This is a genomic window from Psychrobacillus psychrotolerans (assembly GCF_900115805.1).
GTDB lineage: Bacteria > Bacillota > Bacilli > Bacillales_A > Planococcaceae > Psychrobacillus > Psychrobacillus psychrotolerans.
This window is the reverse complement of the sequence record NZ_FOXU01000014.1, coordinates 16,818-33,051: the sequence shown is the minus strand read 5'-3', so window position 1 is coordinate 33,051 and position 16,234 is coordinate 16,818. Positions and strand designations below refer to the sequence as shown.

General features: G+C 37.0%; 18 protein-coding genes. 14 read left to right on the top strand and 4 right to left on the bottom strand.

From position 1 onward, the window contains the following. The first annotated feature begins 178 nt into the window (after positions 1–178). From BM260_RS17890 to BM260_RS17840, 11 genes are all read left to right on the top strand, one after another. Positions 179–415, top strand: coding sequence for a DUF1146 family protein (locus BM260_RS17890; protein ID WP_093538707.1), 237 nt, complete (start codon positions 179–181; stop codon positions 413–415). Between the two features lie 320 nt (positions 416–735). Further along, positions 736–2,031 (top strand): UDP-N-acetylglucosamine 1-carboxyvinyltransferase, encoded by a 1,296-nt coding sequence (gene murA / locus BM260_RS17885; RefSeq protein WP_093538706.1) that lies wholly within the window; start codon positions 736–738, stop codon positions 2,029–2,031. A 344-nt stretch (positions 2,032–2,375) separates the two neighbouring features. Continuing rightward, on the top strand, positions 2,376–3,269 hold the full coding sequence (gene spoIID / locus BM260_RS17880; RefSeq protein WP_245762774.1) for a stage II sporulation protein D: 894 nt from the start codon (positions 2,376–2,378) through the stop codon (positions 3,267–3,269). Positions 3,270–3,300: 31 nt separating this feature from the next. Further along, positions 3,301–3,966: a M23 family metallopeptidase gene (locus BM260_RS17875; protein WP_093538705.1), complete on the top strand. Its 666-nt coding sequence runs from the start codon at positions 3,301–3,303 to the stop codon at positions 3,964–3,966. Positions 3,967–4,034: 68 nt separating this feature from the next. Next, positions 4,035–4,307 (top strand): sporulation transcriptional regulator SpoIIID, encoded by a 273-nt coding sequence (locus BM260_RS17870; protein ID WP_093538704.1) that lies wholly within the window; start codon positions 4,035–4,037, stop codon positions 4,305–4,307. Between the two features lie 417 nt (positions 4,308–4,724). Then, a complete protein-coding gene (gene mreB / locus BM260_RS17865; protein WP_093538703.1) occupies positions 4,725–5,717 on the top strand; it encodes a rod shape-determining protein in 993 nt (330 codons plus the stop codon). Positions 5,718–5,783: 66 nt separating this feature from the next. Beyond that, a complete protein-coding gene (locus BM260_RS17860; RefSeq protein WP_093538702.1) occupies positions 5,784–6,623 on the top strand; it encodes a flagellar hook-basal body protein in 840 nt (279 codons plus the stop codon). A 43-nt stretch (positions 6,624–6,666) separates the two neighbouring features. Then, complete coding sequence (locus tag BM260_RS17855) at positions 6,667–7,506, top strand: flagellar hook-basal body protein (RefSeq protein WP_093538701.1); 840 nt, start codon at positions 6,667–6,669, stop codon at positions 7,504–7,506. Positions 7,507–7,530: 24 nt separating this feature from the next. Continuing rightward, positions 7,531–7,806: a DNA-directed RNA polymerase subunit beta gene (locus BM260_RS17850; RefSeq protein ID WP_093538700.1), complete on the top strand. Its 276-nt coding sequence runs from the start codon at positions 7,531–7,533 to the stop codon at positions 7,804–7,806. A gap of 28 nt (positions 7,807–7,834) precedes the next feature. Further along, on the top strand, positions 7,835–8,275 hold the full coding sequence (gene fabZ / locus BM260_RS17845) for a 3-hydroxyacyl-ACP dehydratase FabZ (protein WP_093538699.1): 441 nt from the start codon (positions 7,835–7,837) through the stop codon (positions 8,273–8,275). 152 nt (positions 8,276–8,427) lie between these two features. Next, the gene (locus tag BM260_RS17840) at positions 8,428–8,811 is read left to right on the top strand and encodes a hypothetical protein (protein ID WP_093538698.1); all 384 of its coding nucleotides are present in this window, start codon (positions 8,428–8,430) and stop codon (positions 8,809–8,811) included. A 78-nt stretch (positions 8,812–8,889) separates the two neighbouring features. Here the strand turns inward: BM260_RS17840 and BM260_RS17835 are convergent, their stop codons facing one another. Next, entirely contained in the window at positions 8,890–9,315 is a 426-nt protein-coding gene (locus tag BM260_RS17835) for a YwpF family protein (protein ID WP_093538697.1), read from the bottom strand. 254 nt (positions 9,316–9,569) lie between these two features. On the opposite strand from BM260_RS17835, the gene BM260_RS17830 reads away from it, so the two are divergent. Then, positions 9,570–9,965: a single-stranded DNA-binding protein gene (locus BM260_RS17830; RefSeq protein WP_093538696.1), complete on the top strand. Its 396-nt coding sequence runs from the start codon at positions 9,570–9,572 to the stop codon at positions 9,963–9,965. 91 nt (positions 9,966–10,056) lie between these two features. Here BM260_RS17830 and BM260_RS17825 read toward each other — a convergent pair whose 3' ends face one another. The 3 genes from BM260_RS17825 to BM260_RS17815 all read right to left on the bottom strand — a co-directional run bounded on the left by BM260_RS17825 (position 10,057) and on the right by BM260_RS17815 (position 14,885). Then, positions 10,057–12,768, bottom strand: a complete 2,712-nt coding sequence (locus BM260_RS17825; protein WP_093538695.1) for a DEAD/DEAH box helicase — start codon at positions 12,766–12,768, stop codon at positions 10,057–10,059. Next, positions 12,765–14,345, bottom strand: a complete 1,581-nt coding sequence (locus BM260_RS17820) for a hypothetical protein (protein ID WP_093538694.1) — start codon at positions 14,343–14,345, stop codon at positions 12,765–12,767. Before BM260_RS17820 ends, BM260_RS17825 begins: the two co-directional genes overlap by 4 nt. Positions 14,346–14,486: 141 nt before the next feature. Next, on the bottom strand, positions 14,487–14,885 hold the full coding sequence (locus BM260_RS17815) for a helix-turn-helix domain-containing protein (protein WP_175496346.1): 399 nt from the start codon (positions 14,883–14,885) through the stop codon (positions 14,487–14,489). A 154-nt stretch (positions 14,886–15,039) separates the two neighbouring features. On the opposite strand from BM260_RS17815, the gene BM260_RS17810 reads away from it, so the two are divergent. After that, on the top strand, positions 15,040–15,426 hold the full coding sequence (locus tag BM260_RS17810; RefSeq protein ID WP_093538692.1) for a hypothetical protein: 387 nt from the start codon (positions 15,040–15,042) through the stop codon (positions 15,424–15,426). 231 nt (positions 15,427–15,657) lie between these two features. Next, positions 15,658–16,098, top strand: a complete 441-nt coding sequence (locus BM260_RS17805; RefSeq protein WP_093538691.1) for a transcriptional regulator — start codon at positions 15,658–15,660, stop codon at positions 16,096–16,098. Positions 16,099–16,234 lie beyond the last annotated feature (136 nt).

Genomic DNA, 16,234 nt, shown 5'->3' with positions numbered 1-16,234 from the left:
CAGATTATATTTATCTTGCTAAAGTAGCTCGATGAAAGATTGTTAGCTTACACTTGTAGGCTAACAACTCTATATAATTGTGATCTAATAGCCTAGGCGTATTTGATTTAAAATAAAGCGGGCAGAATTCTTTCTGTCTGCTTTTTTTTTACTATTGCCTCAAATAGGAGGAATATAAATGGGATTATTAAGTAGTGAACAAGCACTAATCGCAATACTTGCTAATGTCTTTTTTATTGGAATATCTTTCTATGCGTTACAGGCATTAATGATGGACAAGATAATAAAGAAAAATCGGGTGTTTCAAGCCCAATTATTTTATATTTTAGCAAGTATTGTGATTGGCTCCATCGTCGCAAATTTTTTCTTGAATCTGACAAATTGGTCAAACCAGCTTCCATTTTTGTTTGACTAAACAGATCCTATATGCTCATGCAAATTATGGGAAAGTTTGTATGAGCATGTAGAATCTGCACGTATTTCCTGGGAAATTTTTTGTTGAGATAGGTTTACTAGCTTACCCTAGGGGTATTTTAAAATTATCTACACGAAATGGCTGGGTAATACGTATAATAGAACAAGAAAAATAATCGAAAAGCTCAAAAATAGTGTTTTAGATGCTTGTATGTAGTCGAATTACGTTGTATGATGAATATTGTTTTGAATACCTAAAAAATGACATCATACGTATTCTTTTATATAAAGCAAATGGATAATGAACGCGGAGGGAAAGTAGTGGACAAAATTGTTGTTAAAGGCGGCCAAACGTTAAACGGGAAGGTACGTGTAGAAGGTGCAAAGAATGCTGTACTACCAGTACTAGCTGCAGCTCTACTAGCTACTAAAGGCAAAAATGTTATTAAAGATGTACCGACACTTGCAGATGTTTTGACTATTAATGAAGTACTGAAAAGTTTAAATACAGAAGTAATTTATAATCCTGAAAAAAATGAAGTAATAATTGATTCTCAAGAAAAGTTATCTAGTGAAGCCCAATTCGAGTATGTACGTAAAATGCGAGCATCTATACTTGTTATGGGTCCAATTTTAGCGCGAAATGGTTTTGCTCGTGTAGCTCTTCCAGGAGGTTGTGCAATTGGATCACGTCCGATTGATCAGCATTTAAAAGGTTTCGAAGCAATGGGTGCGGTAATTTCCTTTGGACATGGTTTTGTTGAAGCAACTACTAAGGGACGCCTACAAGGTGCTAAAATTTATTTAGATGTTCCAAGCGTAGGAGCTACTGAAAATATTATGACCGCTGCAGCATTAGCAGAAGGTACAACAATTATCGAAAATGCTGCTAAAGAACCGGAAATTGTCGATTTAGCTAACTTCATCAATGAGATGGGCGGTTCGGTAAAAGGTGCAGGAACCGACACTATTCGAATTGAAGGAGTAGAAGAATTACACGGCACTGAGCACCATATTATTCCGGATCGAATTGAAGCTGGAACATTTATGGTAGCTGCAGCTATTACAAAAGGCAATGTCCTTATTGAAAATGCAGTACCTGAACATATGACAGCACTTATATCTAAAATGCAAGAAATGGGCATTGAAATTACCGAAGAGGACCATGGTCTTCGTGTAAGTTCTGGAGGAGATCTTAAGTCAGTTGACATCAAAACGATGCCACATCCTGGTTTCCCAACAGATATGCAATCTCAAATGATGGCATTAATGATGACTGCTCACGGAACTGGCATCATTACAGAAACCGTATTCGAAAATCGTTTCATGCATGTGGAAGAGTTCCGCAGAATGAATGGTAACATGAAGATCGAAGGCCGTTCTGTCATAATGGAGTCCCCATCTGACCTACAAGGCGCAGAAGTTGCAGCAACCGACCTTAGAGCGGCAGCGGCACTTATTATTGCAGGATTAGTGGCTGAAGGAATTACACGCGTTACAGAGCTGTATCACCTCGATAGAGGATATGTCGATTTTGATAAAAAATTAGCGGCATTAGGTGCAGATATCGAACGTATCGGTAGCGAATCGTCAGAGAAAGCCGTACAATTAGTATAATACTATATGAAAAGCACTTTACATCTATACATGTAAAGTGCTTTTTTAGTGAAAAAACAGCGTGGATGAGTCCCACCAATGTCCGCGAGTAAGATAATAAATCTCCTATCCAAAGGACAGAGAGATTAAAACTAATCTCCGCATTGATAAATCCAGTTTTACTAAATGGAAGAATGATCGTTTCACAAGTAATGACCCCTCAGAGCAAGTATATATTTATAGTACTTAACATCCTCTTATATAGATTATCTTCTAATCTAATCATCAGTCTCTTAATATGTGCATATAGTAACTCTATGAAACAAAACATACTCTTTATAATCCTATGCATAGCCCTCCTGTTTTTGCCGTTTTTATTAATAAAAGAAAAACCACAAGAAGAAACGGTACCACCGCCAACATCGGAACTCGAAATTGCTTGTCCAATACTAATCGAAGTGAAAGGGGTTAAGGAGAAGATTCCTTTAGAAACTTATGTTCTTGGAGTAGTGGCTGCTGAAATGCCTGTTACGTTTCATGAAGAGGCATTAAAAGCACAATCTATAGCAGCAAGGACATATGTATTAAGAGATACGAAATATGGTCAAAAACCAATAGACAAAACTGTATTAAAGCAAGTGTACGTTAGTGAGGAAGATCGGAAGAAAAAGTGGGGGGAGTCCTTCCAACAATATGAGGACAAACTTAAAAAGGTCATCGCTGCCACAGAGGGCGAAATTATTGTCTATAAAGACCAACTAATTACTGCGATGTTCTTCTCTTCTAGCAACGGTCAAACAGAAAGTGCAGAAAATTATAGTGGTAATTCTATTCCTTACTTAGTCTCTGTTCCAAGTGAATCGGAGGAACTATATGCTCTAAATAGAACAAAGCAATTTGAATTTACCCATGGAGAATGGTCAAAAGCTTTTAATATGAAATGGACGGCAAATATACCTAAAACTTTTAAAATAACAAAAACGGATACGGACCGGGTAGAATCTGTTCAGATGAATGGTAAGACATGGACAGGCCGTGAAGTTCGAACACTTTTAGGACTACCCTCTACTGACTTCACTGTAACTTTTCAGTCTGATAAAGTAATAGTTGACACGGTTGGATATGGACACGGCGTGGGGATGAGTCAGTACGGTGCGGAAGTGCTTGCTAACGATTCTGTATTGGCAGCCGACATTTTACTCCATTATTACAAAGGTACAGAAATAAAAAAATTCTCACCATGTTTAAAATCTCCTTGATTTGCAAACAATGCAAATAGAGGTGATGAAAATGAGAGAAGAACAAAAGAACAATACTTCTCAGAAGAAGAACAATAATACCCCGAAAAAGCCATGGTTTTGGCCACTGATTTATGCAGGTTTTTCGGTAGCTTTTGTAGGTATGATTTGGGGCTATAATGTGTACGTCAGCGATGATTCTGTAAAAGACTCAGAATGGACAGATGCAAGTAAGGACCCTAACTCAGTAACGATTGAAACAAATGCCCAAGCAGAATCGATGAAATACCCTTTTAAAGAGACTCTGCTAGATAACGTGGAAATCGTACAGCATTTTTACGATATGGAAGCGGATGAGTCGACTCGAGAAAAGTCGATACTCGTATTCGATCATAGTTATGTAATGAATACAGGCGTATCTCTAACTATGAATAGTGAACCGTTTGAAGTAGTTGCAGCAATGAGTGGAAAAGTAGAAGCAGTCAATTTAGATCCATTTGTTGGGGATGAAATCGTCTTGTCACATGCAAATGGTATGGTAACCAAATATCGCTCAGTCACTGGTATTCTAGTAAAAGTTGGAGACGTGGTAGAACAAGGAGACTCACTTGCAACGGCTACAGAGAATGAATGGAACCCAACAGCTGGAGTTCATTTACAATTTGAAGTACTGCAAGATGGTGTTTTAGTAAATCCAGAGACCTTGCTAGCATTTTAATTCATAATAACTAAAGCGTATGCATAAATTGATGGAAAGTGTTCCTTTACTAACGAAAGGAAGAGTTAGTGCACGAAACGATTCGTCATAGATGCATACGTTTAGGTGAGATGGTCATTGAGACTAAAAAAACTGTCCGTGCAATCGCAAGCACAACCGGTCATTCCAAAAGCACTGTGCACAAGGATTTGACGGAAAGACTCCACTTAGTAGATCCGCAATTGGCAAAAGAAGTAAAAGAAATTTTAGCGTATCATAAATCTGTCAGGCATTTACGAGGTGGAGAAGCGACGAAAAGAAAGTGGAAAACTAGAAAAGAAGATAGAAGATGTCGTGATTAGTAACTGATCACGGCTTTTTCTTATTATTTCTTAATAGATTCAATTAATTAAAGCTTGCTAAATAACAAAATAAAAAAGTTGGATTCCGTTCTAGTTGCGTGCTATCCGCAGGTGGAGCAATGTGAGATTTCATCTGTTTCAATCATTCTGCTGCAGCCTCAGTGCTCGTCCACTCCTCTCCTTAAAGTAGATTCTTTAACTCAATTCTGTCCAAGTTCTTATAAAAGTACCTCATCTGGAAATAAATCTATAGTTGCACATCATAATAGTTATTTAGACACTAGTTTCATGCCATTTTTTCACAGATTTTATTGTTAAATAACGTGTATTTCTAATAGAACTATGATAAAATTTAAAGTTAGAAACAGATCGACTAATATACATAATGGTTTTAGCAAGGAAGGAGAAACATCAGTAATGTTTGCAAAGGATATAGGAATAGATTTAGGTACAGCAAATGTTTTAATACATGTAAAAGGAAAAGGGATTGTTTTAAACGAGCCCTCAGTCGTTGCTATAGATAGAAACACAAAAAAAGTACTTGCTGTTGGTGAAGAAGCAAGACAAATGGTCGGAAGAACTCCAGGGAATATTATAGCAATTCGACCACTACAAGATGGTGTAATTGCTGATTTTGACGTGACAGAAGCAATGCTTAAGCATTTTATCAATAAATTAAATGTAAAAGGATTCTTATCTAAACCTCGTATTTTAATCTGTTGCCCAACAAACATTACTAGTGTAGAACAAAAGGCAATACGTGAAGCAGCTGAGAAGTCTGGTGGCAAGAAAATCTATTTAGAAGAAGAGCCAAAAGTAGCCGCAATTGGAGCGGGAATGGATATTTTCCAACCGAGTGGTAATATGGTTGTTGATATCGGTGGAGGTACAACAGATGTTGCAGTACTTTCCATGGGAGATATCGTTACAAGTGAATCGATTAAAATTGCGGGAGATGTTTTTGATAATGACATTCTCCAATATATTAAAAAAGAGTACAAGCTTCTAATAGGGGAACGTACTGCAGAAAATATTAAAATTGAAATAGGTACTGTTTTCCCTGACAGTCGCCATGAAGAGATGGATATTCGTGGGCGGGATATGGTCACTGGCCTTCCTAGAACAATAACTATTGGCTCGGAAGAAATAGAAAAAGCATTACGAGAATCGGTGTCGGGTATTGTTCAAGCAGCTAAAAATGTATTAGAAAAAACACCACCTGAGCTATCCGCGGATATTATTGATCGTGGAGTAATCATTACAGGAGGCGGAGCTCTTTTACACGGAATGGACCATTTGTTGATGGAAGAGTTAAAAGTACCGGTATTCATAGCTGAAAATCCAATGGATTGTGTCGCAATAGGAACTGGGATTATGTTAGATAATATTGACAAAATATCAAGAAGATAAATGCACAGTATCTGCGGAGCGAAAAAAGCCCGTATGCTTATTGCATTAGATAGAGGAGGCTTTTTTATGTTCCGTGGATTTACTACAGTTGCATCAGGAATGATTGCACAACAGCGTCGAACAGAATTATTAACAAATAATATGGCAAATGCCAATACACCAGGGTTCAAAGCAGACCAATCGACGATACGCTCATTTCCGGAAATGCTGATGTCTAGACTTGGACCGACTCAAATTCCAACAAAGGATCCTATAAGTGGTAAATATGATTCTCAGGTTGGGGCTTTAAGTACAGGTGTGTATATGCAAGAAACAATGGCATTGATGTCTCAAGGCCAACTTCTGCAAACAGACTTAAATACAGATATAGCACTAATCGATGGTTCCCTGCCAGTGGATGAAGAAACAGGACAAACAGGAGCCGTATTTTATCGTTTGCAGCATCCTACTGAAGGAGAGGCATACACGCGAAATGCAAATTTCACTCTAGATGGTTCAGGATACTTAACGAATCCCCAAGGTCTACATGTATTGGATTCAGAAGGTCAACGGATTCAACTGCAAAATGATGATTTCCAGGTAGATTCAAGTGGTCAGATTTTAGTCGATAATGTGGCAGTAGCCAGAATTGGTGTATCTTTTTCTAGTCAACCAAATACACTTGTAAAGCAAGATAATGGACTATACCGATCAGTTGATGGTACTGATCTCCCATCTGCTTATGACATAGATAATGTTACTTTTACGATGCAACAAGGTTATATTGAAGGTTCAAATGTGGACACTGCTAGAACAATGACTGATATGTTAACCGCGTATCGTGCATTTGAAGCAAACCAAAAAGTACTTCAAGCCTACGATAGAAGTATGGACAAAGCTGTTAATGAAGTAGGCCGTGTGAATTAATAAAGCTATTACAATCTTTAACAATGAAAAGAGGTAGGCTTAAATGCTACGCACGTTAATTACAGCGACGAACACAATGTCGCAACTGCAAAACCAGATAGATATCATTGGGAATAACCTTTCCAATACCGGTACGCATGGCTACAAAGCAAAAGATGCTAAATTCCAAGAACTATTATATCAACAATACAATAATGATAAATTAGATAAAGTCGAACGAGATTCACCTACAGGAATTCGCTACGGTGTTGGTGCAGCACTTGCGCAGACGCAAATGAACTGGAAGCAAGGTAGTCTCCAATCTACCGACCGCAATTTAGATTTTGCTTTTCAAGAGCCAAAGCAATACTTTAATGTGCTTATGCCGGATGGAGAAAACGGACAACAGACAGCTTATACGCGTCAAGGTGCCTTTTATGTTTCGCCAATGGAGAATGGACAGCTTATGCTAGTGAACGGTGATGGTTACCCAGTAGCTAATGCTGGGGGACAAGCAATAACCATTCCGGATGGTGTTACGGATTTTAGTATAAATGAAACAGGAATTCTAACAGCAACATATCCAGACGGAACTACACAGCAACGTGAATTAGCGGTTTCTGTACTACAAAAACCAAATGCGATGGAGCAATTATCTGGAACATATATTGCATTGCCAAATAACCTAGAAGAATTAGGGTTAAACGCAGAGGATATTATGACAGATTTACAAGGTGCAAATCGTGAAGAAATAGCTATCGCAAATGGGATGTTAGAGTTGTCTAATGTGGATACATCTAAAGAGATGACAGACCTAATGACAGCACAACGTTCTTATCAGTTCAATGCTCGTTCTATTACAATAGCGGATCAGATGATGGGACTTATTAATGGCATTAGATAATTATTCGTGTAAGGAGTTGTGTTTATGACAGAAGAAAGTAAAATTTCTGCTAGACAACAGCGTAGATTAGAAAAAGGGCAAAAAACAATAAAGCAAGCTGAAAAGACTGGGACAACTAAATGGGTACAAATCCGCATGTTCCCCATATGGTTGCGTATACTATTTGTAATTCTACTCTTAGTTGGAGCAGGTATGGCAGGGTTAATGGTAGGATATGGTCTTCTAGGCGAAGGCGAACCGAAAAATGCATTAAAATGGGAAACCTATCAGCATATGATTGATATTAAAGATGGCAAATAATAATGATGATTTATTGGAGGATGATTCTATGTTAACAACAGAGCAAGTTCAAGCAATTTTACCGCATCGCTATCCATTTCTTATGATAGATAAAATTCTAGAATTAGAAGAAGGTAAACGTGCGGTAGGGCTAAAAAATGTAACGATTAACGAAGAATTCTTCAATGGTCATTTCCCAGGATATCCAGTAATGCCTGGAGTCCTAATCGTAGAAGCTCTTGCTCAAGTAGGAGCTGTCGCAGTTCTTCAAATCCCAGAAAATAAAGGAAGACTTGCGTTCTTTACTGGAATTGATAATTGTCGATTTAAGCGCCAAGTGAAACCTGGCGACCAGCTGAAATTAGAAGTTGAATTAACAAAACTTCGTGGGCCAATGGGAAAAGGTCACGGTATCGCAACAGTAGATGGAGAATTAGTTTGTGAAACAGACATACTTTTTGCACTAGGACCAATTGTAAAAAATAACTAGTAATAGTATTTCACATTTACGTTAATCTATACTGTGAATGCTTTCTTGCAAAAACAGGCATAAATGCCATTGGATAGTTCCTTTTTTCTTGGATAACCTATCGTAAGTCACAAATTAGTGATGATGATATCTAAGAAAGGAGGAATTTTTTTATGTGGAAAAAAGTCATTCCTACTGTAGCGTTATGTTCTTTTCTATTAGTTGGGTGTAACAACAATGATGATGATGTAATTCCTGACAACAACGAAACTCCAATGGAGGATGTTCGAGACGATATTAATACTCCATCGCCGAACACAAACAACGGAATGGATAACGGTGGGAATGGAACTGTAAACGATGGCAACATCAATGGTGGAACTAATAATGGAACAATGGACAATGGGACAATGAACGGCGAACCAGGTATTAATGATAATGTTGATGGCACTGGAACGGATAACGGAAATGTACCAAACGATGGCAAATGGATTAAAGAACCAAGCACTGACCACGATGATGACGAGTTAATTGATGATAAAGATGCTAATAAATAGTAATTGAATGATCAAAAAGATGCTGACTCCTAAAAATTAGGGTCAGCATCTTTTTTATGTGAAAAGATTCCGTTATTATTAATCATCCTTTAAGGCAGGTCGTGTTTTCATATCGCTTTCAAACTTAGAAAGTAAATCTTCACCCGTTAAGCCGTCTTCGATTAGTTCTGCTAGCAATGACTCAGCATACTTTCTTCTGACGCGTTTTAGCGTACCTCTAAGCAACACAGATAGATGATCGCCGATTTGTTTCACAGAATAGGTTACCACTTCAAAATGAGCAGGCTCATTTTCTGGATAGGAAATTATCACTTTCACAACATATACCTTGTTAGACATTTTTAATTCATTGAAATATGCTTCGTAATTTTGGTCCGTAAATAGTTCTAAAATCCATGAACGGCTAGAGTTTTCTTGGTTAATAACGATACCATCTTCAATGGCTATTGGAACTTCTTCATGATCTGAAATAATACTCACTGAAATCATTTTGAATGTTTTCATGCACAAATCCCCTTTGGAAAAGCATTAATTAGTTCTCATTATAACATAGGTAATTCAGTGGAAAAAAATAATTGTACAAACTACCAAAATAGCATTATTGAAAAGTTCAAAACCATCTATAGGTGGAGTTATAAAAAAAGAATTTTTAAGAATGCTTTTTTTAGCCTGAAAACGGGTTGGAAAATGAATTGTTAGCTTTTGCCAACAATTTACACTGACAGTATGATAGTGCTAACAGTAAAGGAGGTGACAGATTGAACACTGTTTCAATAATCGGACGTATGACGAAATCTCCACAATTAAAGCATTTATCTGAGGGGAGAATGCAAACGAATTTCATCGTCGCGGTAAATAAAAGCTATAAAAATGATGAAGCGGACTTTGTATTATGTACAATTTGGGGGAAGCTCGCGGAAACAACAGTTAAGTATTGTGGCAAAGGGTCGCTGGTGGGGATAACAGGCAGACTCAATACAAGGTCGTATGAGAAGGAAGCTGGAGCAAGGGTATTCGTTACAGAAATAGTTGTGGAGGACATCCGATTTTTAGCAACAAAGAAACGAGACGGGGAACAACCAGGACAATCAATAAAGACGAATAGTGAGAGTGATTTTGAATTTCCAGTAACACCAAACCAACTACCAGTTTAATGATTGATAAGACCGCAATCTTAGTCAATGATTATCAAAAGAGGAAAACCCTGACCAAAAATTTTATTGGTCAGGGTTTTAATAAAAACGATTAAATAGACAATGTCAGTAATTCTTTAATATCATTATCAGACATTTCAGTGATCCACTGACTAGAATGGATTAACTCCTCTGATAAAGCTTGTTTCTCGACGAGTAATTTATCAATTTTCTCTTCAATTGTACCAATCGTGATGAACTTATGGACATGTACAAAGTTTGTCTGTCCAATACGATAAGCACGATCTGTCGCTTGATTTTCTACTGCAGGATTCCACCAACGATCGGCATGGAGTACATGGCTAGCAGCAGTCAGATTTAAGCCAGTTCCACCAGCCTTCAAGGATAATAGGAATACTGGAAACTCTTTAGCCTGGAATGCTTCTACCAAATGATCACGCTGATTTTTAGGCATACTACCAGTCAAAAATGGAGCATCAATTTCATATAACTCCGTTAAACAATGCTGAAGCAAATGACCCATCCCAATATACTGAGTAAAGATTAGACATTGCTCTCCACGTGCTGCAATCTCACCAGCAAGTGTCACAATTTGAGCTAATTTTTCGGAACGCTCAAGCATATCCTCCGCATCATCAAATGGCTCTTTTAAGTAAAGGGCAGGATGATTACAAAGCTGTTTCAACTTACTTAACATTTTCAGAATGAGACCTTTTTTCTCAAATCCAGTCAATGTGTCAAGCTTGCTGACAGTTTCTTGTATAAGCGATTCATACAATGCAGCTTGCTCGGTAGTGAGCGCACAGTACTCTCGTTGCTCCAACTTTTCAGGTAAGTTAAGCAGAAGCTCAGGATCTTGTTTCGTTCTTCTTAGTAAGAAAGGCTGAATTTTAAGACGCAATTTATGTTTCGTAGCGTCGGAATTATCCCGTTCAATAAGTGCTATATAATTTTCTTGGAACTTACGGAACGAGCCCAAATAACCTTTATGGATAAAGTCAAAGATCGACCATAGTTCGGATAATCTATTTTCCACGGGTGTCCCAGTTAAAGCGATATGATGACCACCTGTTAACTTGCGGATAGCACGAGATTGTTTTGTATGCATATTTTTAATGTTCTGTGCTTCATCTAAAGTAACACTGGTCCATGTGATTTCTGTAAGGGATTCAATATCCTGCATGGCAGTTCCAAATGTAGTAAGAACAACATCACTTGTTAAATCGATTTCTTTTGTTCGAGAAGAACCATAATGTGTCTGCACTTTAAGTGAAGGTGCAAACTTCGCAATTTCTTTTTGCCAGTTTCCTAACACAGAAGTTGGACAAATAATAAGCGAAGGTGTGGGCTGTTCTGTATTCTCATGGACATGCAGAAGGTAAGCTATCAACTGCACTGTTTTTCCAAGACCCATATCATCGGCAAGGCAGGCTCCGAATTTTTCATTTCGCATGAAGACAAGCCACTCTAACCCTTGCTGTTGATAAGGGCGTAAAGTAGTCAATAAGTTAGGAGAGATTTCCACTGCAGGAAATCCTTTTTTCTCTGATAGCTGTGTCATTATCGTTTGCAAGGACTTTTGCATTTCAAATGCAAACAACGGGTCCACATCCGTTTCCTCATCGTCATCAAGTGCAAGAGCAAGTTCTTCAGGAATTTCACGGAACAGCAACTCTTTTACTGTCCAATTCTCATCCTCTGATTTTCTTATAAGCTCTCGAACTTCATGCATCCATGCGGAATCAATACGGAACCATTCATTACCAGCTTGTATAAACGAGCGATTTTCAGTGACCATTTGTTGGAACTCATCAGCTGAAATCTCTTGTCCGTTCAAAGAAAAACTCCAGTTAAATTGCAGTATCTCATTTAAACCAGCAGTGGTTTTATAAGAATTGGCTGTCTTAGCAACTGTTTTTACACGCATTTTTGTATCCTTAACCGCTTTAAGCCAAGCTGGGAGAACTACCTCGAATCCTAATGCTTGTAGTTTTACTAAATCATCGCGAAGAAACATCCGCACTTCTTCATCTGTTAATGTAGAAGAATAGAATGTTTCTGTATTAATTCGATCAATCGAAGAGATAAGAGAAAATATCTTCGACTGTGTTTCCTCTATATAATCACTAAATTCACTCCATTTATCTGGAAGTGCTTCGCTAATAGCTAATGATTTTTTCCGATATGCAGGTGTCCAGTAAACACTGCTTTTCTTCCCACGGACTACTGTTTCTAGAAGCCATGTATCCTCCATTGCCTCTGGTTCTGACAATCTCAGTGCGACAAGTAAGCTTGGATGTGTAGTCTGAGACTTTATCGGCCATCCTCCACGTTGGAAAAATGGTATGAGTGCTTCTACATCCTCCATGGATAAACCAGCTTGGAACAGTTTTTGTTTCACAGCGTTCACAAGGAGTGTTTGCCCTTTGTCAGTAATTGGAGCAGTAACATTAAGTTCGTTTTCTTCTATATTTATGAAATTCCATAAGTCAGGAGTTGCCCAAACTTTTGCAGTTTCTTTAAAGATATCTAGCCAATTATTTGAATCATCATTGACACCATCAAACACTGTGAACGGATGCATTTTTCTAGAAAAAAGCTCGACTAATTCAACTGGTGATGCAATTAGTGCATTATCTTCTATTTGAGCGTTTAGACCGAAAAAACTTTCTCGGTGATTCAAATATAAGGACGGTACCCATTTTTCAGCAGGTACAGTGATCGAGGCTAAGCGAAAGTGTCCGTTTTCTAAAGGATGAACATTTAAAGGGAATTCTTTTGTAATAGATAAAGGCTGAGTCATAGTGGCAGGTTTCCTTTCTCTATTTCTTGTTGCAAAGCACGAAGGCGACGATACTTCTCGCGAACATTTTCTACGTAATCATTCCAATAGTCAATGTTATTCGATTTTTTAGCAACTTGTTTCATCTTTTTCCAAATTCGGACAGCTTGTTTGTAGCTATAACGGTTTTTCTCCTGGATGAAACGCATTGCATAGTCATGGTAAAGTGGAAGTAATACATCTGGAGCTTCTTCCTTAATAATCGAAAGTCCACAGGCTTCTGCATACTCCAATGAAGAATTAGCCGATTGATGAAGTGCCATCCAATCATAGTAACGCTTTTCCTTAATGAGTAAATTCGAATAAGACTGCAAACCATACAGTCCAAATGATTGATATAATTTTTCTAACTCTGCAGGATGCAACTGAACCGTATCAAATAAAAGTTCTAATCGACGGATGAGTATAACTCGGGATGGATTTTGTATAACTTCGTTTAAATAATAAGAGACGTGAGGCAGTAGCTGTCGTGCCAAGTTTGTACCTAACTGTTTTTTACCCGTTTGAAGTGCTTTTTCACATACTTCCACCCACTCAAGTAACTGGTTTCCTTCCATTTTCTCCGCAGCTAATAATAGTTCATCAGTCATGGATAAAGTTAAGTAAAAGTATGGAAGTACCATATTTAAAGGAACACCATCTTCTATAGTTTCTAAGGCTTCTAAATATTTTACTTCTTTCAGACGTTTATTTTTGTCTGTTACGAGTGCCTCCCAAAAGGATAGATACACTTGCTTTCGGTAATGTACAAGGTTTTCCATATCAAAGTAAAAATGCTGAACTCTCACCATTATTTCTTCATAAAAAGGATCTGCTGCAAACATTCGCGGCTTCGAAGATAATTGGTTTAAATGATCATTAAGCTCTTCTAGATACTCATTTAAAAAGTGAAGAACTCGATTTTGCATATTTGACTGTGCAAGAGGTTCAATATAAGGCCAAGATTTTATGAGGATAGAAAGCTCTACATATACGTCGAAAATAGGCTGCCATTCACGTTCAAATGGGCGTGACTTTCGAATTTGCGATTTTAAATCATGAATAGCAAACTCAAGTAAATAAAAACTAGTTGGTGGGTAATTCGAAATAAATTTACGGAAAAAGTTTTCGACTATAATATCCCAACTTCTAGGACTACGTTCATCTTTTAGCAAAGTCAATTGGACTTGATCAGCTTTAGAACGCCAATCAGAAATCCATGTAGACAAAGAATCATTTTGTTGATAAAGGTAGAAAACCGCTGCCACAATATGTCTACACGGCTTGTGTATAGGACAAGGACAGTGAAAACTATCTTTTGTAATATGATAGTTCACCTCAATATTCGTTACATCGCGTACCGTAAAATCGACTCGATGCTCTTGAGGTAAATAATTCGATATAGAAACCGCACCATTACGAACAAAAAAAGCGGCACGACGAACAAGCTCTTCATCCTCTAACATAGAAGGATGTAACTTGTTCGCAATCGTATCCATAGACTTATGGATTTGCTTATTATAATGGGATGCAAGTTTTTGATAAGTAGTAAGGTTCAAACGGATCTCTCCTAAGAAAAAAGGCTTTCCTTCCATTATACGTTTAAAACCTACTTATTAAAAGCCGAACCTAAAATAATTCGAATAAATGGCTTAGTAAAAACAAAAAAGCCTTTACTTATAGTGATATAAGTAAAAGCTCTAATCTTTTTTCCAACGATTTAAAATGTAGTTTCTTCGATCTTTGTCATTGTCCGCAAAATTGACGATATCCATAGTAAGATCACGATACTCTTTTATGTGAATAACTTTATCTACATACTCATCTTGAAAAGTTTCTATGTATCTAGCTTTACTTTCTCTCGCTTCTAAAATAGGGTTTTCGCTTTTGTAGCGCTTATCTTGAAGCATATATAAAAATTGCTCGTCTGGAATTTTATATTTTTCTTTTATTTTAGTCAGTAACTCTATTGATATACCAAGACTGCCTTTTTCATATTTTGATAATGCGGAATGGTCAATTCCTAATACTTTAGCAGCTTCCGTTTGTGTAATATCTAGTTTTTCACGATAAGCCCGCAAATGCTCCCAAAATGCCAAATTCATCCCTCCCATATACAATGCAAGAATAGCGAAATTAAAGAGAAGATGAATAAAAATCGCCAAATTGGAGATAACCATGAAAGGAATGAATATCTATAGTATAAGGAATATACAACGAGTAACATAAATAGAAAATATAGGGATAAGTTCCGTGCGAAAGGGGAAGATAGCAGTCGAAAAAATACAATTATACATACCGTCTTTTTTAACATTACTGCGAAATCATGCAAGAAGAAATGAAGGAGAAGTAAAAGTTATTGGCGTGAAGAAAAAGTATATAGAGTATTTTAGTGGATATAGTGAAAGCGAGATGACTCAGATTGAACAAATAGTTGCAGAGGATTTCATGGTTTATGATTTAAAATTAGATTATGAAGCCGACTTATTATCTTTTTACTTAGAACATGAAGGAGAACTTAACCAAACAAAAGTTATAGAAAAGGTCTTTAACACGTTTATTGTTGAATATAATCCAAAATTGTTTGGTTTTTTTACGATAGCAAAAGGAAGAAATAAACCAAAAACTACGGGAAAATAAAGACAAACATAAAAAGCGAATGGATACCACATTCGCTTTTTGGCATATACGTAATCGGAGGATTGTCCGGTTTTGGGAGTATATTATACTCGAGGGAAAGTAGCCAATGTATCAGCGAAAGTAACCTATTTTCAACAGACAAATATTTTAAGCCATTAACTACACGAAAAAAAGAAAATGTGATAAACTAATAGTAATCAGAAAATTCTATTAACGAAAGGAGAGGAGCATATGATACTTGTACAGTTAATGAAACCATTTTATACAAAGTATGAAGGCAATAGTATAAAGATGGTGTTTGCCTATCAATACTTTTCCATAAGGAAAGATGATGAGCTTTTTCATTTTATACCGGTAGAGGGCAAGGAGATTATTTTAAATGCGCAGACATTACAGGTAGAAAATTTATCGGAAGTATTTGTTTTTCAAAAAGGGAATAGATTTATTCGACTTCCACTTTATCAATTATTGCTTGTGTCGGATATTCATACACATCTACAAACCATTTTAGAAGAAGCAAATCAAATTGATACACAAGAAGGATCAATTGAAGGAACAGAAGAAGTCATCAAACTACTAGAAGAACAAAATTTAGAGCGCATGTTTGACTTTGCATTGACGATGAGAGATGAGGAGTTATTTAACAAACTACAACAGTATAATGAAAATTAACGGAGGCTGTTACATTGTATAACTTTATTAAATAGAAAACACCTAACGAGTAGAGATATTTCGGTAGGTGTTTTTATGTGCTATCTAATTTAGTAAGAGGTAAAAAAGTGGAGGAACAACACAAAACCACTGAATC